Origin of the sequence: Psychrobacter sp., assembly GCF_041554015.1 — a bacterium.
GTDB lineage: Bacteria > Pseudomonadota > Gammaproteobacteria > Pseudomonadales > Moraxellaceae > Psychrobacter.
Window position 1 is genome coordinate 15,481 of record NZ_JBFFMS010000011.1, and the last position, 22,594, is coordinate 38,074.

The 22,594-nt window shown below is 45.2% G+C and carries 19 protein-coding genes; 18 read left to right on the plus strand and 1 reads right to left on the minus strand.

Annotation, left to right across the window (positions count from 1 at the left end; all coding sequences use genetic code 11):
- Positions 1–75: 75 nt before the first annotated feature.
- From betA to ABYU67_RS04925, 3 genes are all read left to right on the plus strand, one after another.
- Positions 76–1,776 (plus strand): choline dehydrogenase, encoded by a 1,701-nt coding sequence (gene betA / locus ABYU67_RS04915; protein ID WP_372843892.1) that lies wholly within the window; start codon positions 76–78, stop codon positions 1,774–1,776.
- A 318-nt stretch (positions 1,777–2,094) separates the two neighbouring features.
- Positions 2,095–4,140, plus strand: coding sequence for a choline BCCT transporter BetT (gene betT / locus ABYU67_RS04920; RefSeq protein ID WP_372843893.1), 2,046 nt, complete (start codon positions 2,095–2,097; stop codon positions 4,138–4,140).
- Between the two features lie 414 nt (positions 4,141–4,554).
- Positions 4,555–5,187 (plus strand): hypothetical protein, encoded by a 633-nt coding sequence (locus ABYU67_RS04925; RefSeq protein WP_372843894.1) that lies wholly within the window; start codon positions 4,555–4,557, stop codon positions 5,185–5,187.
- Positions 5,188–5,368: 181 nt separating this feature from the next.
- Here the strand turns inward: ABYU67_RS04925 and ABYU67_RS04930 are convergent, their stop codons facing one another.
- Positions 5,369–7,255: an autotransporter domain-containing protein gene (locus ABYU67_RS04930; protein WP_372843895.1), complete on the minus strand. Its 1,887-nt coding sequence runs from the start codon at positions 7,253–7,255 to the stop codon at positions 5,369–5,371.
- Positions 7,256–7,723: 468 nt separating this feature from the next.
- On the opposite strand from ABYU67_RS04930, the gene ABYU67_RS04935 reads away from it, so the two are divergent.
- The 15 genes from ABYU67_RS04935 (at position 7,724) to ABYU67_RS05005 (ending at position 22,518) form a co-directional block, all read left to right on the plus strand.
- Positions 7,724–8,368, plus strand: coding sequence for a glutathione S-transferase (locus tag ABYU67_RS04935; protein WP_372843896.1), 645 nt, complete (start codon positions 7,724–7,726; stop codon positions 8,366–8,368).
- A gap of 556 nt (positions 8,369–8,924) precedes the next feature.
- Entirely contained in the window at positions 8,925–9,833 is a 909-nt protein-coding gene (locus tag ABYU67_RS04940) for an urease accessory protein UreD (protein WP_372843897.1), read from the plus strand.
- A gap of 95 nt (positions 9,834–9,928) precedes the next feature.
- Complete coding sequence (gene ureA / locus ABYU67_RS04945; RefSeq protein WP_372843898.1) at positions 9,929–10,231, plus strand: urease subunit gamma; 303 nt, start codon at positions 9,929–9,931, stop codon at positions 10,229–10,231.
- 28 nt (positions 10,232–10,259) lie between these two features.
- Complete coding sequence (locus ABYU67_RS04950; protein ID WP_372843928.1) at positions 10,260–10,595, plus strand: urease subunit beta; 336 nt, start codon at positions 10,260–10,262, stop codon at positions 10,593–10,595.
- Complete coding sequence (gene ureC / locus ABYU67_RS04955) at positions 10,592–12,295, plus strand: urease subunit alpha (protein ID WP_372843899.1); 1,704 nt, start codon at positions 10,592–10,594, stop codon at positions 12,293–12,295. The genes ABYU67_RS04950 and ureC overlap by 4 nt, the downstream gene beginning before the upstream one ends.
- Positions 12,296–12,344: 49 nt before the next feature.
- A complete protein-coding gene (locus ABYU67_RS04960; protein WP_372843900.1) occupies positions 12,345–12,923 on the plus strand; it encodes an urease accessory protein UreE in 579 nt (192 codons plus the stop codon).
- Positions 12,877–13,620 (plus strand): urease accessory protein UreF, encoded by a 744-nt coding sequence (locus ABYU67_RS04965; protein ID WP_372843901.1) that lies wholly within the window; start codon positions 12,877–12,879, stop codon positions 13,618–13,620. Before ABYU67_RS04960 ends, ABYU67_RS04965 begins: the two co-directional genes overlap by 47 nt.
- 35 nt (positions 13,621–13,655) lie before the next feature.
- Entirely contained in the window at positions 13,656–14,294 is a 639-nt protein-coding gene (gene ureG, locus ABYU67_RS04970; protein ID WP_372843902.1) for an urease accessory protein UreG, read from the plus strand.
- Positions 14,295–14,390: 96 nt separating this feature from the next.
- A complete protein-coding gene (locus tag ABYU67_RS04975; RefSeq protein ID WP_372843903.1) occupies positions 14,391–14,975 on the plus strand; it encodes a HupE/UreJ family protein in 585 nt (194 codons plus the stop codon).
- Between the two features lie 172 nt (positions 14,976–15,147).
- Entirely contained in the window at positions 15,148–16,413 is a 1,266-nt protein-coding gene (locus ABYU67_RS04980) for a Rid family detoxifying hydrolase (RefSeq protein WP_372843904.1), read from the plus strand.
- A gap of 294 nt (positions 16,414–16,707) precedes the next feature.
- Positions 16,708–17,415: a hypothetical protein gene (locus ABYU67_RS04985; RefSeq protein ID WP_372843905.1), complete on the plus strand. Its 708-nt coding sequence runs from the start codon at positions 16,708–16,710 to the stop codon at positions 17,413–17,415.
- A 119-nt stretch (positions 17,416–17,534) separates the two neighbouring features.
- Complete coding sequence (gene chrA, locus ABYU67_RS04990) at positions 17,535–18,743, plus strand: chromate efflux transporter (protein WP_372843906.1); 1,209 nt, start codon at positions 17,535–17,537, stop codon at positions 18,741–18,743.
- 500 nt (positions 18,744–19,243) lie between these two features.
- Positions 19,244–19,957 (plus strand): hypothetical protein, encoded by a 714-nt coding sequence (locus tag ABYU67_RS04995; RefSeq protein ID WP_372843907.1) that lies wholly within the window; start codon positions 19,244–19,246, stop codon positions 19,955–19,957.
- A 152-nt stretch (positions 19,958–20,109) separates the two neighbouring features.
- Positions 20,110–21,087, plus strand: coding sequence for a LysR substrate-binding domain-containing protein (locus ABYU67_RS05000; protein WP_372843908.1), 978 nt, complete (start codon positions 20,110–20,112; stop codon positions 21,085–21,087).
- Positions 21,088–21,249: 162 nt separating this feature from the next.
- Positions 21,250–22,518 (plus strand): aspartate aminotransferase family protein, encoded by a 1,269-nt coding sequence (locus tag ABYU67_RS05005; RefSeq protein ID WP_372843909.1) that lies wholly within the window; start codon positions 21,250–21,252, stop codon positions 22,516–22,518.
- Positions 22,519–22,594 lie beyond the last annotated feature (76 nt).

Genomic DNA, 22,594 nt, shown 5'->3' on the forward strand with positions numbered 1-22,594 from the left:
TAGGCGTTATTTGTCCTTTTAGCACCGCCTTACTGATATGAAATGATGGATTTTTTTGATTTTATGGAGCATTTTATGACAGCAACCACACCTGAATATGACTATATTATAGTCGGCGCAGGCTCAGCAGGAAACGTGCTGGCCACCCGCTTGACCGAAGATGCCAATATTAAGGTATTACTGCTAGAAGCAGGTCGTCCAGACCATCGCCTAGACTTTCGTACCCAGATGCCAGCGGCGCTCGCCATGCCGTTACAGGGCACCACTTATAACTGGGGCTACAAAACCGACCCCGAGCCTTATATGAATAACCGCGTGATGGACTGTGGTCGCGGTAAAGGGCTTGGCGGCTCATCATTGATTAACGGTATGTGCTATATCCGTGGCAATGCGCTTGATTTTGATGATTGGGCGAAAATCAAAGGCTTAGAAGATTGGACGTATTCGGACTGCCTACCGTATTTTAAAAAGCTAGAAAACTGTGATGCTGGCGAGAACGACTACCATGGCGTCGGCGGTCCGGTTGAGATGACCACCTCCAAACCTGGGGTTAACCCACTGTTTGAAGCTATGATAGAAGCGGGCGTGCAAGCAGGCTACCCGCGTACGGATGACCTAAATGGCTATCAGCAAGAGGGCTTTGGTCCGATGGATCGTTTTGTGACGCCGAATGGTCGCCGAGCCTCTACCGCGCGCGGTTATCTCGACCGCGCCAAACCACGTAGCAATATCACCATTTTGACTGGTGCATTGACTGACGTGATTCTTTTTGACGGTAAGCGCGCTGTCGGTGTCAAAATCGCGCATCAAGGTCAAACCAAAAAATTCTATGCGTCTCGTGAAGTGATTGTCTCATCGGGCGCGATTGCCACACCGCAACTGTTACAGCGCTCCGGCATTGGTCCTGGTCAATGGCTCAAAGATGTGGGCGTGACTGAGGTTTTAGATTTACCGGGCGTTGGTAATAACCTACAAGATCATTTAGAGCTGTATATGCAGTATGAATGTAAGCTGCCCGTCTCGATAGCCCCTGCCAATAAATGGTGGAATAAGCCTGCGATCGGTGCCGAATGGTTATTTATGGGTACAGGGCTTGGCGCGTCAAATCAGTTCGAAGGCGGCGGCTTTATCCGTACCGATGAGAAATTTACCCATCCTAATATCCAGTATCACTTCTTGCCATTAGCCGTCCGTTACGATGGTCGCAGTGCGGTGAAATCGCATAGTTTCCAAGCGCATGTGGGCTCATTGCGCTCGCCAAGTCGTGGTCGCGTCAAGCTAACCTCAAAAGACCCAAGCGCGCATCCAAGTATTTTATTTAACTATATGTCGCATGAGCAGGATTGGCAAGAGTTCCGCGCCGCCATGCGTATCACTCGCGAGATCATGCATCAGCCAGCCCTTGACCCTTATCGTGGGCGCGCCATTGCACCGACCGATGATTTGGTGACTGATGCGCAGTTGGATGAGTATGTCCGTAATCATAGCGAGACCGCTTACCACCCATCATGTACCTGTGCGATGGGTGAGGGCAATGATTCAGTCGTCAATGGTGAAGGGTTGGTGCACGGTATCGATGGCTTACGCGTCGTTGACGCCTCGATCATGCCCAACATCATTAGTGGTAATCTAAATGCGACGACCATCATGCTTGCCGAAAAAATCGTCGATAAGATGCGTGGTGTGCAGTTACCACGCTCAACAGCAGATTATTACGTTGCCAATGGTGCGCCGCTCAGAGCTGAGCCGATGCGTGTTTATAACTCTGCTATCTAAAAGACTGTCTGAATGAGCGTCTAAATAATGGTATAAGTTATCAGACAATAACTAATATAAGACCCTTCCAAAAAAGAAGACCTTTCACAGTAAAGGTCCGTTTCATCAGCGCTTATGTTAAGCGGATCGAGCCTTTATGATGCGCTTTGCTTACCGCTTATGGTGCTATTTTCACATATTGTTGAGTTAGCATATTTTATTCATTGGTACTGCTTTGTGCGTCATGAGGTTGTTTATACGTTATGGGATTATCAGTCATAAAGTTATGACGGACAAAGCAATATCAGACTCTGTTTCATTTACCTATTGAGGTCTTTTATGTACAGCTCGCCATCAGCAGATGCGACGAAACCCCTGACCCTAAATAAGACGGTTTTTTTAGGTTCAGCTATTATTTCTATTTTATTGATCATCTGGACGATTGTGTTTCCAGATTATAGTGAGACATTATTAAGCGCTAGTATGGCGTGGGTATCAGAGAGTTTTGGCTGGTATTATATGCTGGTGGTCGCCGCCTATAGTATCTTTGCCTTGTTTGTTGGCTTTTCTAAATACGGCGATATCAAGCTTGGGCAAGACCATGAAAAAGCGCAGTTTCCCTTTTTAGCGTGGGCGGCGATGCTGTTTTCCGCGGGTATCGGGATTGACTTGTTATTCTTTGGTGCCTCTGAGCCATTGATGCATTATTTAACACCGCATACAGGGCTTGAACCTGCCAGTGCTGAAGCGATGCGCCAAGCACTGTCGCAGACTTTTTTACATTGGGGTCTACATGGCTGGGGTATTTATGCGCTAATCGGTATGGCATTGGCATACTTTGCGTATCGTAAAAACATGCCGCTTGCCCTAAGGTCGCCACTGACACCTATCTTTAGTGAGCGTTTAATCAAAGGCTGGCTTGGTGATGGTATTGATACCTTTGGCGTCGTCTGTACCTTGATGGGTATTGCGACAAGCTTAGGTATTGGGGTGCTTCAGGCCAATGCAGGCTTGACTCATGTATTCGGTATCGAATCGAGCAAAATGGTACAGAGCCTGATTATCTTAGGGGTGGTCGTTGCCGCCGCTATTTCTGCCATGACGGGCGTTGAAAGAGGCGTCCGCCGTTTATCTGAATTCAATATGCTGTCATCGATATTGCTGTTGGTGGCGATACTGGTGATGGGCAATACCATTTATCTACTGAACACTTTTACCCAAAATATCGGTCAATATTTCCAGACCATCATTTTTAAAACCTTTGATGTCTATGCTTATGACGGCAGCGCTGGTGCTGATTGGAAGTCAGGTTGGACGATATTTTTCTGGGCATGGTGGGTCGCTTGGGCGCCATTTGTGGGCTTATTTATCGCGCGTATTAGCCGTGGTCGTACTTTGCGAGAGTTTGTCTTTGGGGTGATGTTTATCCCACTTGGTTTTATCTTTGCCTGGTTCTCTATCTTTGGTAATTCAGCGATAGATTTGGTTGCCAATGGCGCCACTGAGCTTGGTGAAATTGCTATCAATGATGCGGCGATGGGCATGTTTGCCCTGTTTGAATACTTCCCTTATAGCGACATTTTGTCGTTCGCAGGTGTGGTTATTGGTCTGATATTTTTTGTGACGTCTGCTGACTCAGGTGCTTTAGTCCTCGCAAACCTAAGCTCAAGAGGTATGACCAATGACACTGACGCACCTGTTTGGTTACGCCTGTTTTGGGCAGCAGCAACGGGCCTGATTACTTTAGGTTTGCTATTTGCCGGTGGTTTTGCCTCATTACAGTCAGTCTCTGTGATTGCTGGGTTGCCATTTTCTCTGATTTTAGTGCTCTACATGATGGCTATGTGGAAGTCGTTAAAAGAAGAGGGTAATAAACGCAAAGCCAGTACCGTTGGCACGGCAAACGTGCTCGATAGTGGTAAAGGCTGGAAAGCGCGCTTGCAACGTATTGTCAGTTTCCCAAGTCATAAGCAGGTGGAGAAGTTCCTACAGACGGTGGTTAAGCCTGCCATGATTGAGGTTGAAAACGAGCTAAAAGCAGGTGGACTCACAACGTCTTTGGATATCCGAAATCTGGCGAGTATCGGTAAAGATATAGATGCCGGCATGGGTGAGGATGACGGGCAGATAGATGGAGTAAAACTGCGCGTCGGTCATGGTAATGAAGATGACTTTATTTATGAGGTCAATCTGATTAAGACGGAACGTCCGAACTTTACGCTAAATACTTCAAGTAAGCAGGCTGAGTTTTATTACCGTGCTGAGGTGTTTTTAAGTGACGGCTCGCAAGAGTATGACTTGGTTGGCTATACGAAAGAGCAAGTGCTGGTCGATATTTTGCATCAGTATGAATGCCATTTGCAGTATTTGCATTTAGAGCGATAATTATTAAGTTGCACAGCAGATTTTACACTGATCCTATAAGTTGAATGCAGCTTATAGAATTTTTTACATGTCAGTATTTTACATGTCAGTGCTATAGTCGATTTGCTATAAAATATATAGAATATAGACTGCTACGTTTTATAATGAAGATTAACAGTATTGCCATTATATGATGTGCTATTATTATTGAGCATCGTCATTGATCTATCGTGGGTTTAATGGTTTTGTAGCTGTCCCTTGTCATTGTGACTCAATCAATGGCAACGCTACAAGCCTTGCAACTTCCAGCACGATATAAAACAACTCTGGTAAAGCGCATGAGCCTTTTCTCCGACAAAGTCATCCATGCCTTATTTGATTTGCCGAATTTGGCTTATTATCATACTTTTATTGTCGGAGTTATAGGAGTCTCACTTGTTTAATCTTCCTGCTACTCATTCTAAATATACCCGCTATTATAGACCGCAGCATTCTTTAGCGCGGCGTATTATCGCTCAAATCGATAAGTATGAGCGCCGTCCCCAAGACATTATCAAAGCCATGGGTTATCCGCTTAAGCACACTATTCCTGCCTGTGATCGCCTGCGTCATGTACTGTCTAGCGAAAAAATGGGACTGGACGGCAGTTATATCGATGCCTACTTTACCCCTGAGCAATTCCTAGAAAAGCTGGTTTTAATACTTGATATGCATGAAGACGCATTTAAACAAGATATCGCTCAAATCACCTATGATTTGGCACATTGCGGCACGCCTTTACCCAAATACTACCTAAAGGCAGATATTGATTTTGAGTTTACGGCTGGTGCAAACTGGATGTCTCGCGGCGGTGCGGCGCAATTGGCTCATGTTCACTTGCCTGAAAACATTGCTCGAATGACTGAGACAGAACGTGAGGTCATCGTACAAAAGTGTATTGATGAGCATTATAAGAATCATAATGGCAATTTGCCATATGGCGGCGTGATCAAAGGCTACTGGCTGACGATTGAGCAGCATAGTGAGATGATCGGCAAGGTAGCATACGGGCTACCAGTGAAATCATGAGAAGTCATGATGGTACACAATATTCGATGTGCAACATAAGGTAAGAGAAAAGTTTACAAGGTGATGTATCTCTCCCATTGAACCTCTGTCTTAATAAAAAACCGCCACGCACTGTTAGTGTCTGGCGGTTTTTTGAGTTTAAAGGTTTACTATATTAGCAGTTAAGCTTCATTGAAACCGTTTAATAAGTGCTGCTAAGACCAACGAACAAACTCGTGGTTTTGTCGTCATCACCTTGTGAGTGCGTGACACCAGCATTGGCGTTTAATAGACCAAAGCTTTTAGATACGCCAAGTGTCATACCCAAGTTATCATCGTCGGTCCGTACCATCGGCGTATCAAAGCTGATATTTCCTATGGTGTTGAGACGCGCAGACGCCGCTTCACGGTTGTCACTCAGCTGCTTTTGATAATGGACATCACCAAATAGATTCAGTGTATCGGCTAGGGGATGATTGGCTTTTACGCCAAGCTTGCCATAGGTAGTGGTATATTTTTGCTCATCGAACTGCATGGCGATACCAGACATTTCTTGCTCTTTTAACGCATCCAATCTCACACGGCTAGCCGTTGCACCGATATATGGTGTGATAGCAAGACTGCTGAGCTGCATCGGATATCCTGCCTGTAAGTTGGCATAGTAACGTTTACCATCGGCATTAGAGTTAAACTCTTGCTTATTGCCACCAAGTGTAACCGCCCGTGTGACATCAACGTCTAGATTACCAAAGCCAACGGCACCATTGATTTGCACACCGCCAAGTTTATCTAGCGTATTACTATGATAGACACCAAAGCCGACTTCTTCTAAATCGATATTGCTTAAGCCAGTACGAACTCCTGAATTCTCAAAATCCTTTTGAGTGATATTACCATATAGGCCTGTTACTGCATGCGCTGAATTAGGATGAGCAAAGTCTACGCCCAATAATACTTGGGTATTACTATCGCCTTCAAACCCTGCAATGTCTTGATTTTCGAACTCACCGGTTGCCCATAAGGTACGGGCAGGTTTTTGCTCACTGCTTTGGATTTGGTTGATATGAGATTGCAAGCGCTCGCTAGTTGCCAGTCCTGCTGTCGTCGCAATGTGCGGCAGTACGCCAATAAGGCTAGGCGCGGTTACGACGGCATTGGCATAATCGGCAATCATTTGATGCGCACGTCCCGACGGGTGGATACCATCAGCAAAGAAATAGCTTTCATTGGCATCTGGCGCGACTAAGTTATTTGATCCGCACAACAGTGAGCTTGAGGTGTTACAAGCTTTTTGAGTCATATTAGTAAAGCCATAAGCTTTGGGATTGGCAGCGACTTGTTGTAATAAACTAAAGGTATCTAGCGGTATGATATTTGCGCCGGTAGCGACCGCGCCACTATACATAGTTTGGTTATATAGATTTGCTAACATCGTACCAGACGATTGAAATCCTGCTCCTGCAGTGATAGCAGTAGGTGTCAGACCTATATCAGGGATATTAGGTACTAAAATATAGTTCGCGCCATTATCTTTTAGCGCTTTAATGGCGCCGACTTGACTACCAGCCGCTGATGAAATCGTATTTATCGCATTGGCAGGATTTGTAGCTGCCGCCAGTAAATCGTTTGCGCCTCCCCACACCACATACATACCATTGGGATCGACTTTTTTATTAGCCAGATAACCAGTTACTTGAGTGCTAACAGAAGCAACAGGAACGTTAACACCGAAATCCGTATTAACGATATCCACACCAGCTCTGGCGCCACCAATAGCATAGTTATTGCCAGTTTGGGGACTACCAAGAGTATTGGCAACAGAAGTGGTGCCAAGATGCTCAGCAAATGAGGTTGCCCATACATTATCAGGATTGGTCGTAAATTGACCCGACTCTTTAATACCGAGTTTACCTTGGGTAATAGGGCTAAAATAGCCGCCGTCGGTCAAGCTATCACCAAAAAATGTCACGCTGCTATAAAGCTCAGCATGCGCCAGACCTGTCATCGATAGCGAGATGGCAAACATACTTTTGGTCAAAGTTTTAAGGGTAGTAGTGGTAATAATAGCGTGAGAGGTATTACGAGGCATATCGACTTCCTTGTCGTTAATGTAGCAGTTTATTAAGGAAGTGTAACCGCTTTTAAAAATCCTATCAATTGAATTCATCGTAAATCCCAATATAAGTTGGATAAGTTGACAAATATAAAATATCAATCAGTTTGTCATGACTACTATAGTCGACTCTCAATAAAGCCGATACGTTATATCGCAACGCGGAACTGGTATAAATTTTTCTGGCGAGCTGCGCCTACGCCGACAGAGGCTGCGTAAAATTCATCCCAGTCCCGCTGTATCGCTTTAATACTAAATGCACTATATTCTCATCAGGTGCGCCATTTCTAAAGGATCAGTCCCACCGTTGAACGCAATGACGGGCATTGCTATGATGGGCAAACGAAGATGTTATCACTAGCATTTTTAAATGATGCTACGTTCTTATGACAAACAACTTCCATGTCTAAACCTTTTAACTTCAATTGAAAGATGAACCCTACCATGACTTTTTCTTATCCTTGTCTATACTCTTTTCGTCGCTGCCCTTATGCCATGCGCGCCCGTCTCGGCTTGCTTTTTGCCGAGTTGCAGGTAGAGCTGCGCGAGATAACGCTGAAAAATAAGCCGCCGCAGATGCTAGCGATTAGCCCAAAAGGTACGGTACCTGTTTTGCAGCTTTTAGATGGAACGGTGATAGAGGAGAGTAGGGAGATCATGATATGGGCGCTTGAACAGCAAGATCCACAAGGGCTTTTGGACAAAAAAACCTTACAACAGTCTTATGATTTGATGGATAAAAACGACAACGAATTTAAATATTGGCTCGATCGTTATAAATATGCCGACCGACATACCGACATGACCCAGACAGAATATCGACAACGAGGAGAGGTGTTTTTACAAGTATTAGAAGAGCTGCTGACTAATAATCCTTATTTATTAGGAACCAGCGTCACGGTTGCTGATATTGGCATTATGCCTTTTGTGCGTCAGTTCGCGCATGTCGATCGCGATGTTTTTTATGACTTACCTTACCCTAATCTGCAGCGCTGGCTAGAGGACTGGCTTGAGCATCCGTTATTTGTACGAACAATGACGAAATTTCAGCCGTGGCAAGATGGGGATGAGATGGTGGTTTTCCAGTAATTTAAGCTTAAAGACTGGTAAATGCGTAGCTAAGCTACATTGTTCGGTATAAAATCTCCCCAGCAAAAAAATCTTCACAAAAGGCGTAGAGGTAAACTTTCTTTCGGCTATTAAGCCTCTTTTTAGCCTCTGTAGTTAAGCTTCTGTAGTTTTTCAGTGCTGCCACCGCTGTCAGGCGATAATCATTCATAGTTATTTATGTAAAAGTAAAGAAATAATTTGACAAATATGTCTATATGAATTATAAGAGATAAATAATATGGTTGTTTTGTTATAAGTACCTTTTGGAGTCTTATTTAACGTAATCAATTTTATATACATACCAAGGGAAGAGTCTTCTACCCTCATGTAACATCGTAAGTTATCTGCAGTATTCGTATTATAGTTTTTAGGCAGCCACTGCCCAACTCATGACATTCGATAACAGCTTCTAAGCTGTCACTCTAACCTCACCCGTGCGCGTGAATGTATTTTATCATTTTGCTATTGTCAGCCAATTTGTTGACGATTCAGCGATATATGTCGCGCTGGGCCTATAAAAAAGGTTTTCATTCGCATGACGATTTTATCTGCTATGCCTGTGTATCCGCAGCCAATCGTAGATTCTGGGCATCGTTTTGATGCCAGCCGCCATTGGCCAGCCTCATTAACCTTGGGGTTTGCAGCCTATCCTGAAGAGGACACTCATATCACCCGCATGAATGTGGCGCGTCATTACGGGCCACTTCGGGTACAGCGCGCATTTTATCCTGAAGGTCGTGATGGCTGCTGCCATGTCTATCTTTTGCATCCGCCCGGTGGTATTGCCAGCGGCGACTCTTTAACCATTGACGTTACGGTGTCTAAAAATGCCCACGCACTACTGACCACCCCCGCGGCCAACAAACTCTATCGCGCGGATAGTAATAATGTCGCTTGGACACAGCATACCCATCTTAAGGTCGAAGACGGCGCCACACTTGAATGGCTACCACAAGAAACGCTGGCTTTTGATGGCTCATGCGGTGAGCAAACGGTGATTGTTGATTTGGCTAAAACGGCCAAATGCTTGGGCTGGGAGATTATCGGTCTTGGTCGCCCCGCAAGTGACTTGCCGTATGTCAGTGGCATCATTGAACAGCGCTTTCAGCTTACTCAAAACGGCCAGCCACTGTGGTTAGAGCGCCAAGTCATTGACCCAAGCCACCCTCGATTTTTAGGTAAATGGGGACAGGGCGGCGCTACGGTACACGCCACATTATGGGCTGTGGGACTGAGCGACCCCGCTGAGACCATTACTGAGCTACGCGACAACATACCTGCCAATCATAATTGGGCAGTGACTTATCGCCGCGGTGTGCTCTTATTACGATACTTGGGCATGGAGCGCAATGAAGCGTGGGATATATTACAGCAAGCGCGGGAAATTCTGCGTCCTAGATTGACAGGTCGTAAAGCTGTCATACCGCGTATTTGGTTAACCTAATAATTCTTTTGCGTATCTTTTTCGATTACGCATAAAAGCAAACCGCGAATCAATCGGTTTTTAGCACAACAATATCAATAATAATGGAGACAATAATGGAACTAACCCCAAGAGACAAAGACAAATTAATGCTCTTTACTGCTGGGCTTTTGGCTGAGCGCCGTAAAGCAAAAGGGCTGAAGCTTAATTATCCAGAAGCGATTGCTTTGATCAGCTGTGAGATTATGGAAGGCGCGCGAGAAGGGCGTACTGTGGCAGAAATGATGGGCGCTGGTCGTGAAATCTTAACCCGAGAGGATGTGATGGAAGGTGTACCTGAGATGATTGAAAGTATTCAGGTTGAAGCCACGTTTCCCGATGGCACCAAACTGGTGACTGTGCACAGTCCCATTATCTAATAAGAGCGTAACGCTTAAGGAGAACATGATGATTCCGGGTGAATATCAATTAAAAAAAGAAGATATTGAGCTGTGCGTAGGCCGTGACAGCTTTGTGATTGAGGTGGCCAATACGGGTGATCGCCCGATACAAGTCGGCTCTCATTATCACTTTGCTGAAACCAACAGCGCCCTGAGCTTTGATCGCAAAAAAGCCTATGGCCATCGACTAGCGATACCTGCTGGCACCGCCACGCGCTTTGAGCCGGGACAAAAACGTGAGGTGTCGCTACTGCCTTATGCTGGACTGCGCCGCATCTTTGGTTTTAGAGGTGAGGTGATGGGTGCGCTAGATGCCAATTCCGATTTAGGAGAGACACAATGAAAATATCTCGCGACGCCTATGCCAATATGTATGGTCCGACCGTTGGCGATCGTCTGCGTTTAGGCGATACCGAGCTTTGGATCGAGATCGAAAAAGACCATACCCATTATGGTGAAGAGGTAGTATTTGGTGGCGGTAAAGTGATTCGTGATGGTATGGGTCAAAGCCAGCTGTGCTCAGACTCAGTGATGGATACCGTCATTACCAACGTGATTATTATTGATTGGTGGGGCATCGTAAAAGCCGATGTTGGTTTAAAAGATGGTCGCATTGCTGCTATCGGTAAAGCCGGTAACCCAGATACCCAGCCAGATGTTGATGTTATTATTGGCGCAGGTACTGAGATTATCGCTGGTGAAAATCAAATATTGACCGCAGGTGCGGTAGACACTCACGTGCATTATATCTGCCCGCAGCAAGTAGATGAGGCGTTAATGAGCGGTCTTACTACCATGATTGGCGGTGGTACTGGTCCAGCAACTGGTTCAGTAGCTACTACCAACACGCCAGGTCCATGGCACATCGGCAAAATGATGCAGGCAGTAGATGATTTGCCTATCAACATCGGCTTCTTAGGTAAAGGCAGTGCCAGTACGCCTGCAGCACTAGAAGAGCAAGTCAAAGCTGGCGTGATGAGCTTAAAAGTTCATGAAGACTGGGCGGCGACCCCAGCGACGATTAGTAATGCACTTGACGTTGCGGATCGCTATGATATTCAGGTCGCGCTACATGCTGATAGTTTAAATGAATCAGGGTTCGTTAAAGATACGCTAGAGGCCTTTAAAGACCGCTGTATTCACTCGTACCATACGGAAGGCGCCGGTGGTGGTCATGCGCCAGATATTATTGTCGCTTGTGGTGAGCCAAACGTCTTGCCGTCATCAACCAACCCAACCCGCCCGTACACCATCAACACTGTCGACGAACACCTCGACATGTTGATGGAATGTCATCACTTAGACCCTAATATTCCAGAAGACGTGGCCTTTGCTGACTCGCGTATCCGCCGTGAGACCATTGCTGCAGAAGATATCTTGCATGATCTTGGCGCGATTTCGATGATTTCGTCAGACTCTCAAGCCATGGGCCGTATTGGTGAGGTGGTCTGCCGTACATGGCAAACCGCGCACAAAATGCGCTTGCAACGTGGTCTGCTGCCAGAAGATCAAGAGCGCGGTACTGATAATTTTCGAGTCAAACGTTATATCGCCAAATATACCATCAATCCTGCCATTACCCATGGCGTTGGGCATGAAGTGGGCTCGGTAGAGATTGGCAAGCTGGCAGACTTGGTCCTTTGGCAGCCTAAGTTTTTCGGCGTTAAGCCGTCCATTATATTAAAAGGCGGCATGATTGCTGGCGCTGCAATGGGTGACCCCAATGCGGCAATTTCGACCCCGCAGCCGGTGCACTATCGCCGTATGTTTGGCGCGTTAGGACGGGCTGTGTCTGCTACTCGCGTGACCTTTGTTAGCCAAGCGGCGATGGATACGGGACTTGAAGAAAAGCTGGGGCTGCGAAGCCGATTGGTCGCCTGTAAAAACGTTCGTAGCATGCGCAAAAAAGATATGAAGCTGAACGATTACTGCCCGAACATAACAGTAGATCCAGAAACTTATGAAGTTCGTGTAGACGGTGTGCTTTTAACGTGTGAGCCGCTCTCTGAATTGCCATTAGCGCAGCTTTATCATTTGTTTTAAGCCATCTGTTTTAGACCAATTGTTTTAAATCGTTTGTAAGGATAAGAATATGCTTGAATTAATAAAAAGAATTGATGGTACTGCTTCGACCGATATTTATGACACCTTGACCCTGCCTTATGAGCTACGTATCCGTGGTCGTCTAAAGGCAGTTAGCGATAACGACCGTGATATGGGTCTATTTCTTGATCGAGGCCCTATGCTTCGTCATGGTGATTTGCTACAAGCCAAGAGCGGTGAAGTGATACAGGTACTGGCAGCTGATGAGCCAGTAGCTACCGCTTATATTGAAAGCGGCTTACCACTCGCTAGACTGTGCTACCACTTAGGTAATCGACATGTATCACTTGCCCTTGGTAGCGATGAAGATGGGCGTCATTGGGTGCGTTTTCCTCCAGATCATGTGCTTGAAGAGCTAGCGGTACTGTTGGGAGCAGAATTGGTGCATCATGAAGCCCCATTTGATCCTGAGTCTGGTGCTTATGCGCAGGCTGGTCGCGAGCATTCACACTCACATTCACATGACCATGCGCATTCTCAGTCGCATGACCACGACCATTCACATAGCTCGACCCAGCATCATGACCATAATCACTCACAGCACGATGGCCATACCCATGCGCATTGATGAGCCGTCAAATACGGTTAGCGATTTGGCTTTGTTGGGCTTAATGCAATTGATCAGCCCTGCATTACCTATTGGTGCCTTTGCTTGGTCGCAAGGTTTAGAAAGTGCGTTTGAGCTTGGCTGGGTCAATAACGAACTGCAGCTGGGTGAATGGTTAGAAGGTGTATTAGGAGATGGCTTGACGCGTTGTGAGCTGCCTGTCTTAGGGCGTTTGCAGCGCTGCTGGGCAAGTAACGACAGTGAAGGTTTGGCATTTTGGAATGACTGGCTACATGCCAACAGGGAGACGGCTGAGCTTAGCGATGAAGACATACGTTTGGGTCAAGCATTGATACGCTTACTCAACAGTTTAGCGTTGCAGCCACAGACTGAGCTAGGTCATGCCAAGCTGCCAAAAGATCCGGGTTATGTCACTGTATTTGCATGGACTGCCCATCAAAGGCAGGTGCCTGTACGCCAAGCCTTATTAGGATTTGCTTGGGGCTGGCTGGAAAATCAGCTGGCAGCTGCTTGTAAAGCCCTGCCACTTGGTCATACCGCAGCCCAACGTTTAAATGAAACCTTGCGTCCGCAACTGGTGGCGGCAGTCGATAAGGCTTTAACTTTAACGGATGCACAATTGGGACCGATTTTACCCGGCTTAGCACTGGGCAGTGCTCAGCATGAAACTCAATATTCACGATTATTTCGAAGCTAAATTGAAGGCTTCTTTTTTAGATAAGGAACATATCCATGAAACATTGTTTAAGAGTAGGCGTTGGTGGTCCGGTTGGTTCTGGAAAAACAGCCCTGTTACGTCAGTTATGTAGTGCACTAAAAGATCACTATAACATCGCTGTGGTCACCAACGACATCTATACCCGTGAAGATGCCGATTTTTTATTAAAACATGATGCCTTGCCTGCCGATCGTATTTTGGGCGTAGAAACGGGCGGCTGTCCGCATACCGCTATCCGCGAAGATGCCTCGATGAATTTAGCTGCTATTGATGATTTGCAAACGCGCCATCCTGACCTAGAGCTGGTGTTAGTAGAATCTGGCGGCGATAACCTCGCGGCGACCTTTAGCCCAGAGCTTTCTGATTTGACCTTATATGTCATTGACGTCGCTGCTGGTGACAAAATCCCCCGTAAAGGCGGCCCAGGTATTACTAAGTCGGATTTGCTGATTATTAATAAGATTGATATTGCCGAATATGTCCATGCGTCGTTAGATATCATGGAGCGTGACTCAAAGAAAATGCGCGGCGAGCGTCCTTTTATATTCACAAATTTATATGACGGCGTGGGCGTAGAAGAAATTATTAGCTTTATCTTAAAGCAAGGTATGTTACCTGAGCGTCGTCCTAGCAAAGCTGCAAATAATGCGTAACTGCTCGCTTAATAGTTAAGTGTGCGGACAGTATTTTAAAGTATTATCTAGACCAATCAATTAGATAGTAGAAAACAAGAAAAACAGGAGAAAAACATGAATAAAATGACTAAATTGCTGCTGGCAGTAGGGCTGATGATGACCGCTACTTTGGCGATGGCTCACCCTGGTCATGGTGAGCATGTGAGCAATGGTTTTCTTAGCGGTTTATTGCACCCGATGATGGGTCTTGACCATTTATTAGCCATGGGCGCGATTGGTTTTTGGAGTATTCGCCAAAACACCACAATGAAACGTGGCACACCTTTATTTGTCGTAGGCGGCATGATAGTGGGCGCAGGCCTTGCTTGGGCGGGTGTCAGTTTGGCTGGGATAGAGACCGGCATCGCCATGTCTGTATTGCTAGTTGGGGTGTTAATCGCCACGCTCGCAAAACTGCCGACTGCTGTTGGTGGAACTTTGGTCGCACTGTTTATGGTCGCCCATGGTTATGCTCACGGTACTGAGATGACCCAAGGCTCAAGCTTAGTGCTTTATATGGCTGGCTTCGTTGTCGCAACCTTGGCTATTACCTTTATCGGTCGCGGTTTAGGTACCATGATGCTCAAAGCCGATAACCGTATTACCCGTGCATTAGGCGGCGTGGTTGCTATCATCGGTGGCGTATTAGCTGCAGGCTAATATGCATGAATCAAAAAATTCTCGTTTCGCATCAAGCTAAGAAGCCGTAGGGACTTCCTACGGTTTTTTAATTTCTCATATTCCTTTTTGCATCTACTAAAGATCTTAAAGCGACGACAGCGGGCTAGATGCCTGCTTTATTAAAAATACATCCAATAGGGACTATAATAGTATGAATGATACCATCATAAAACTATCTAGAAACACTGACCGTGCGCCGATCAGTTCAACCTCAACTCAGAGCGTCGCTTTTTCTCATTACAATAACATCTCAGCGCAATTGCCAATTGATCCGAAGACGGGAGCCTTAGCCTCTGCTGATATCGCAGCACAAGCCAAACAGTGCTTGGATAATATCAAGGCGATTGTAGAAGGTACTGATCATCTTATGGATGATGTGATTAAAATCACTGTATTTTTAAAAGATATTGCAGATATGCAGGTAGTAGATGCTGTCTATCGTACTTTCTTTACAAACTATTTGCCGACACGTAACCTAGTCATGGTCGCAGAGCTGCCTATGGACGGTGCCTTAGTACAAATGGATGCACTACTCTCAAATGGTGTAGGTACGCATCCGCAAGCACCTTGTAAGCTCATAAAAGTGGCAAAAAACACCGATAACGCGCCAATCGATTCTCTATCTACCCAAACCGTTGCTTTTTCTCATTACAATAACGTCTCAGCACAATTACCGATTGATCCTACTTCAGGGCAACTAGTGGCAGGCGGTATAGCAGCGCAGACGGCGCAGTGCCTAACCAATATCAAGGCAATTTTGACCAGTATCGCTGTCGGCATTGATGACATTGTCAAAATAAATATTAGTCTAACCAACCTTGCTGATATCGCAGCCGTCGATGACGTTTATAGTACTTTCTTCCCAGATACTGCTATTGCCAGAGCCGTCAATTATCTATCAGCGCGTACAGTGACTATGGTTTCAGGGCTGCCTATGGGTGCTTTGGTACAGATTGAAGCGGTGGTATCACATGGAGATGGCACACCGCCACAAGCCGTTGAAGATCGACATGGCATTGTGATTAAAGCCAATAATACTGAGCAAGCTCCAGTAGATTCTTTATCTAGCCAGACGGTTGCTTTTTCTCACTATAATCACTTGTCGGGTCAATTACCTATCAACCCTAAAACAGGTAAACTTATCGATGGTGATATAAAAGCGCAGACTCAGCAGTGCCTAGAAAATATCAAAGCCATTGCTGAGAGTATCGATCATAAAATGGATGACATCGTTAAAGTAACTATTCAGCTCAAAAACATTGGCGATATTGGCACAGTTAATGATGTTTATGCCACGTTCTTTGACGGTGATCTGCCCGCCAGAACGGTATTTGGCGTATCAGCAATCCCTATGGATGCATCGATACAAATCGATGCGGTGCTCTCTAATGCCGAAGGGACACCACCTGTAAGATAATGGTCATTTAGATTTTGTCATAACAGCTGGTTTGACGCGCGCTTGCTAGCGCGCCATAATCAAATCATGAGTCATCGTTCACTTGAATAAAAAAGGCTTTCAAATACTTGGAAGCCTTTTTTATCACAATAATTGCATGGTCATGGTTATCGCTATCTATCTAAAATTGTCCAAATAAGCGACAATACCCGCATAAATTCTAAGCATATATTAAAAGATAATATGCGCTTAGAGACTCTCATTTTTTGATAATAGACATCTATTAAAGACCACACACATAAAAGGCCGTCCCAAATGACCCATGATAATCCGTATAATTTTTTGCCATTACAGCCTACTGGTAGAAATGAGACTGATACTGCCAATACTTATGCGCCTGAAGACATGATCAAGATATACGAGCAGCAATTTCTCATCCCAGTACCAGAGGAGCAGTTAACCGAATTTTTACCTGCTTTAAAAAGCTTCTATGATATTGATAATCATACTTTGGATGTTAGCGCTATTATTTTCGAAGCAATCGCGGATGCGAGCATTATTTATAATCATAAAATCAAGGCAGGGCGCTACCAACTCTTACAGGGCTTAGTAAAAGAAGAGCTTAAGCAAGGCGAAGACGACCAAAATGATGCAAGCGTTGATGGTATTGATGGCAACAACAGTAACGACAGTGAAAAAGCCCAAGCCTATACTCTAGAGTGTAAGCGTACCTTTTTTATTAATGATGTAGAGATACCTTATTATTTTAATCTCTTTATTCAGGGTGATAGCTATTCAACATTGACCAAACAAGATACCTTATTAGAGCAGATGTATTGGTTTGTGAGTGATGGCGACGATGACGACGAGCGCTTAGCGGCGATTAATACGCAGTTAGCCAGCTTGGGTATTCAAGCAATGGATTTGGCGACCATTTATCAGATAGTAGATTTTGTAGAAGACCATATCATAGACGATCCCATGATAGAGACGCTTAATAAACTATTAGATGATGCTGAGTAGTAACTAAGAAATAAGACCAAATAACCAAGCAAATTTTGTATGCGACTTTGATTGCTCATATCTTCTCTTGACTTTAAAAAAAGACAATAGGAGAGAGCGGCTGCCAAGGAGAGTGACTCGTGATACATCATCATAACGCTACTATTGAAAGCAGATCAGCATGGGCTGTTTTTCTTATCTTCCTTAGATTGGGGTTGACCTCATTTGGTGGCCCCGTCGCTCATTTGGGCTATTTTCGTGATGAGTTTGTGATACGCCGCAAGTGGCTAACTGAGAATAGCTATGCTGACCTAATCGCGCTGTGTCAGTTTTTACCAGGACCAGCCAGCAGCCAAGTTGGTATTGCCATTGGGTTATCGCAAGCAGGATATACCGGCGCGCTTGCTGCTTGGACAGGGTTTACCTTGCCCTCTGCCATAGTGCTTATTTTATTTGCATTAGGTATTAGCAGCTATGGGGATATTATTCCACTTGGTGTATTACATGGCTTAAAGGTCGCGGCAGTGGCGGTGGTTGCGCAAGCAGTTTGGGGGATGGGGAAAAATCTCTGTACCGATGTTGCGCGGGTCTCTATCATGGCGTTGACTGCTTGTTTTGTACTTTTGGTGCCTTCTGCATTAGCGCAAGTGAGCGTTATTGCGATTGCCGCCGTTATTGGGCTGCTATGGTTCAAACCTGAAAAGGTGATTGTTCATGACCCGCTTCCTATTACTGTCAAACGTTCGGCTGCTATTTTTTGGTTATTCTTATTTTTTGCATTGCTCATTGGCTTACCGCTGCTAACTGCATTGTACCCAAGCCAAACCCTCTCTATGGTAGATACCTTCTTTCGCGCAGGATCACTGGTATTTGGTGGCGGGCATGTGGTACTGCCATTGTTGCAGGCTGAGATTGTTCCGGCAGGTTGGATGAGTAACGATACTTTTTTAGCAGGTTATGGGGCCACGCAAGCAGTGCCGGGACCTTTATTCACCTTTGCTGCCTTTTTGGGTAGCTCAATGAACCAAGCACCTAATGGCTGGTTAGGGGGGATGATTGGCTTGCTAGCAATCTTTGCGCCGTCATTTTTATTGGTTATGGGCGTGTTACCATTTTGGGAGCGCCTACGCCAGAATCTGCGCACACGAGCTGCGCTGTCTGGCGTCAATGCAGCGGTCGTTGGGCTGTTATTGGCAGCGCTTTATCAGCCTGTATGGACAAGCGCTATCGTTGAAGCAAAAGATTTTGGTCTGGCATTGCTTGCCTTAGTTGCTTTGATTTTTTGGAAACTCCCTGCTTGGCTGGTAGTGATTGGCTGCGGAGCCGCTGGATGGTTATTAATGCTATAAGATGGCAACTATCTGTGTAGCGGTTAGATATAGTGCATTCAGTATTAAAACGATACAGCGAGACTAGAATATATTTTATGCAGCCTCTGTCGGCGTAGGCACAGCGCGCCAGAAAAATTTACACCAGTTCCGCGTTGCAATATAGCGTCTCTATTTTATTGAGAGTCGACTCTATATTTATAAATTTCCAAAGTATTTCGTTATTTAGTGGGTTTTTTCTAATTTTGGAAGATTTAACTCACTTAAAAATCATCATATCAAATTACGCTCTAACATTTATATCAAATGCTAAGGCCAATATTCACCAAATTTATCTTTACCATTTATTCAGCGTCGCTCAAGGGTATTAATCACTCTAAAATAGAGCAGGATAAATAAACGATAATAAGATAAACTGCCCCGCAAGCGCTGATAAGGTTCGATCTATTTCGGCTGCCAGACGCATTTAATTAGTTATAAAGTAGCATTGATAAAAGAACATTGTTATAAGGTACATCATTATGGAACAAGCTCAAAACGCGACAGAAAAAAGACCTGTATTCATGCCTAGAGTCAACAGTGACAATCTGGTAAAAACGGATATGGTTCGATTTGAGCGGCATGTGGGATTTGCAAGTCGGCAAAAGAAAAAATCTATCAACGATATGCATCAAGTTATACGTAAAAAGTATGGCTTTAATCAGGTTTTAGAGCTGTCGAGTAAATCGGGTAATAAGCTGAGTTTTTTACTGAGCCCATTGACCCTAAAGCTAAAGAATGAGCATGATGGCATGCAGTACAGTGTCGAAAATGCCTTTCAAGCCAGTGGTGTTTTTGAGTTTGGTGGCCCCTATATTGACTTGCTGACAGCGCCGCCAAGACAAGCCAAAAGAGACGAGCGATTAATCACCTCAGGTGAATTAATTAGCTATGATTATTTTGGTATCGAGTGGAGCGTAGAGCCATTGACCGCGTTTTATGATTGGCTGTATATCAATGCCCTAAAGCAAAACCCTCAGCTGCATGAAGAGGTGATGCAATATCAAGCTTTTACTGATATGGAGTTTAATCCAAAAAAGTCTATCCACTGTGCCGCTTATGCACTAGCGATGTTTGTGGCACTCCATAAAAGAGAACTGCTCGATAATGTGGAAGACCCAGCGGTATTTTTTAACTTATATCAGGATTTTAAAGTGAGTAACACTGAAGGGCTTTTGGAGGAAGGCTGGATCTGATTGCTATATCAGCGCTCGAAGTAGTACAGAAGGCGGGTTAACCTATTTTCTCGCTAAATTGTAGTGGCATATTAAACGTAGACTGTGCTTAAAAGAGGCGATGTCATACGACGTATCACACCTATTATCATGGAAGAAAATAAACACAGACTATGAAAACTGACACCAATCCTGCTCTTGCGTTTAGAAGATATCCTTCGACGACAGCGCTGCAATGCTTTGAGACAGCGGCTCGCCACCTAAGCTTTACCAATGCTGCCTTAGAGCTGCATATGACGCAAAGTGCGGTAAGCAAACAAGTGGCGCAGTTAGAGGAGATGCTGAATATCTCTTTGTTTTATCGTACCTCACAGCGTATCTCGTTAACACCTGCCGGCAAAGCTTATTATATTGATGTGCTAAGTATTCTAAAGCACATAGAAACCGCGACGACCAACCTGATGTCGCATAGCAGTAATTTGGAAGTGTTAAAAATGACCGCGCACCCCACCTTTTGTGCGCGATGGTTGATTCCGGCACTGCACGGGTTTAGTCAGGAACATCCTTTAATTCGGCTGGAAATCAAAGAGCAGGTGGGACCATTTTTCTCTGAAGAGCATGATGTGGATATTGCGTTCTTATATGGTGAAGGGACGTGGTCGGGCATGAAAAATGTCAAATTGTTTGATGAGTACTGTGTGGCCGTTTGCCGCCCTGGTTATTTGCAAGGTAAAGACTTACAACCGCAAGAGTTAAACAGCTACGTGCTGCTACAGCTGAGCTCGCGCCCTAGCGCATGGTACGAGTACTTTAAGCAGCAGCAGATTAGCTTAGATGGTACATTTGTAGGGCCACGCTTTGATACGTTTCATACCTGTATTTCGGCGGCCTTAATGGGCTATGGTATTGCCCTAGTGCCATTACGTCTAGTAGCGCCTGAGCTGCAATCGGGTCAGCTGGTGATGGCTTGGCATTATGCGGCCAAGGGGAGAGGGGCTTATTATATGTCTTATCCATTATCGCTTGGCAACTCGCACAAGACCAAAGTGATGCAAGAGTGGATAGCATGCTACTTAGAAACGTCCAGTCAGAGTCAAGTCGAGTTAGCCAGTTTGCTTGGCATCACGTGTACGAGTGTCAGCCATGGATAACGACAGTAAGATGATTAACTGCTATAAGCCAATGGTGAAAAAATAACCGTTCCAATCAGCCACGATGACAAAAAGGAATGCCCGCCCAACTATTATTCGTTTGCCCAAATCCTATCGTTTTGTTGAAATGAGCGTCTAACTCAAGGAAGATGAGAGACGTTCATGGATTCGTTGTATAACGTTACCGATGCATTCACCATGGTGCATCCTGTAACCCTTAATAAAGGTAAAAATGCGCACGTTTGGGATACGAACGGCAAACGCTATATTGATTTCGTCGGTGGTATCGGCGTATTAAATTTTGGTCACTGCCACCCACATATCGTTGACGCTATCATCGATCAATCACAAAGCCTCATCCACTACGCCTACAATGCCGCTGGTCACCTGCTTTACCAAAAGCTCATGCCAAGACTGTGTGATTTAGTTCCTATTGCAGGCGAGTTGTCCGGCATGCTGACCAATTGCGGCGCCGAAGCGACCGAAAATGCGATCAAAATTGCCCGTATGAAGACTGGTCGTGTCGGTGTTATCGCTTTTGATGGCGGCTTCCATGGCCGTACTCTCGCCGCTGTCAATCTCAATGGTAAAGTTGTCCCGTATAAACGCGGTCTTGGCCCGCTTGCTGGCAGTGTCTATCATATTCCATTCCCAAGCCCTGACAATAATATCAGTGACGAGCACGCCATTGACGCATTGCTGCGCCTGTTCGAAGTCGAAACGGATATTGCTAATATCGGCGCTATCATTGCAGAGCCGGTGCAAGGTGAGGGCGGTTTTCAATTAATGTCGCCAAAATTTGCTCAATACCTACGTAAGTTCTGTAATGACAACGACATCTTGCTGATTATGGATGAGATTCAGTCAGGCTTTGGGCGTACGGGTACGCCGTTTGCCTTTAGTCATCTGGGGATTGAGCCTGATATGGTATTGCTGGGTAAAAGTATTGCCGGCGGTATGCCATTGGGTGCTGTGATTGGTAAAGCTAGTGTGATGAATGATCTGCCAAAGGGCAGCTTGGGCGGTACGTATTCTGGCAATCCGGTAGCATGTGCTGCTGCCAATGCCACGCTCGATATCATGGCAGAAAATGCTATATGGGACTCTGCAAAACACTATCAGCAGACTATTGAATCGACGATAGCGCAGTGGCAACAAGAGGGTCTAACGCCTTGGTTATATGGTTTAACCGGTATTGGTGCTATGCGCGGCATAGAACTGCGTCATCCATCTCATAATACGCACCCAAGCGTGATGGCCTATATTTTAGCGGAAGCTCGTAAGCAAGGATTGTTATTGATGCCTAGTGGTAAATACCGCCATATTATTCGCTTATTACCGCCATTAACGATTGAGCCTGAAACCCTACAAGAAGGCCTCGATATTTTAAAAGCCATCCTGGCATCCATTCCAAATGAGCTGCCGATTTAGTAAATACTTTTGTTTATAGCTCCTATATGAGCTACATAAAGCCGCCGTCATTTTAACTATTATTTATTTTTCATTA

Excerpts from the sequence above, each read along its gene's own strand:
- betA (WP_372843892.1), top strand. The coding sequence starts at position 76 with ATGACAGCAACCACACCTGAATATGACTATATTATAGTCGGCGCAGGC.
- betT (WP_372843893.1), top strand. The coding sequence starts at position 2,095 with ATGTACAGCTCGCCATCAGCAGATGCGACGAAACCCCTGACCCTAAAT.
- ABYU67_RS04930 (WP_372843895.1), bottom strand. The coding sequence starts at position 7,255 with ATGCCTCGTAATACCTCTCACGCTATTATTACCACTACTACCCTTAAA.
- ABYU67_RS04935 (WP_372843896.1), top strand. The coding sequence starts at position 7,724 with ATGACTTTTTCTTATCCTTGTCTATACTCTTTTCGTCGCTGCCCTTAT.
- ABYU67_RS04940 (WP_372843897.1), top strand. The coding sequence starts at position 8,925 with ATGACGATTTTATCTGCTATGCCTGTGTATCCGCAGCCAATCGTAGAT.
- ureA (WP_372843898.1), top strand. The coding sequence starts at position 9,929 with ATGGAACTAACCCCAAGAGACAAAGACAAATTAATGCTCTTTACTGCT.
- ABYU67_RS04950 (WP_372843928.1), top strand. The coding sequence starts at position 10,260 with ATGATTCCGGGTGAATATCAATTAAAAAAAGAAGATATTGAGCTGTGC.
- ureC (WP_372843899.1), top strand. The coding sequence starts at position 10,592 with ATGAAAATATCTCGCGACGCCTATGCCAATATGTATGGTCCGACCGTT.
- ABYU67_RS04960 (WP_372843900.1), top strand. The coding sequence starts at position 12,345 with ATGCTTGAATTAATAAAAAGAATTGATGGTACTGCTTCGACCGATATT.
- ABYU67_RS04965 (WP_372843901.1), top strand. The coding sequence starts at position 12,877 with ATGACCATAATCACTCACAGCACGATGGCCATACCCATGCGCATTGAT.
- ureG (WP_372843902.1), top strand. The coding sequence starts at position 13,656 with ATGAAACATTGTTTAAGAGTAGGCGTTGGTGGTCCGGTTGGTTCTGGA.
- ABYU67_RS04975 (WP_372843903.1), top strand. The coding sequence starts at position 14,391 with ATGAATAAAATGACTAAATTGCTGCTGGCAGTAGGGCTGATGATGACC.
- ABYU67_RS04980 (WP_372843904.1), top strand. The coding sequence starts at position 15,148 with ATGAATGATACCATCATAAAACTATCTAGAAACACTGACCGTGCGCCG.
- ABYU67_RS04985 (WP_372843905.1), top strand. The coding sequence starts at position 16,708 with ATGACCCATGATAATCCGTATAATTTTTTGCCATTACAGCCTACTGGT.
- ABYU67_RS04995 (WP_372843907.1), top strand. The coding sequence starts at position 19,244 with ATGGAACAAGCTCAAAACGCGACAGAAAAAAGACCTGTATTCATGCCT.
- ABYU67_RS05000 (WP_372843908.1), top strand. The coding sequence starts at position 20,110 with ATGAAAACTGACACCAATCCTGCTCTTGCGTTTAGAAGATATCCTTCG.
- ABYU67_RS05005 (WP_372843909.1), top strand. The coding sequence starts at position 21,250 with ATGGATTCGTTGTATAACGTTACCGATGCATTCACCATGGTGCATCCT.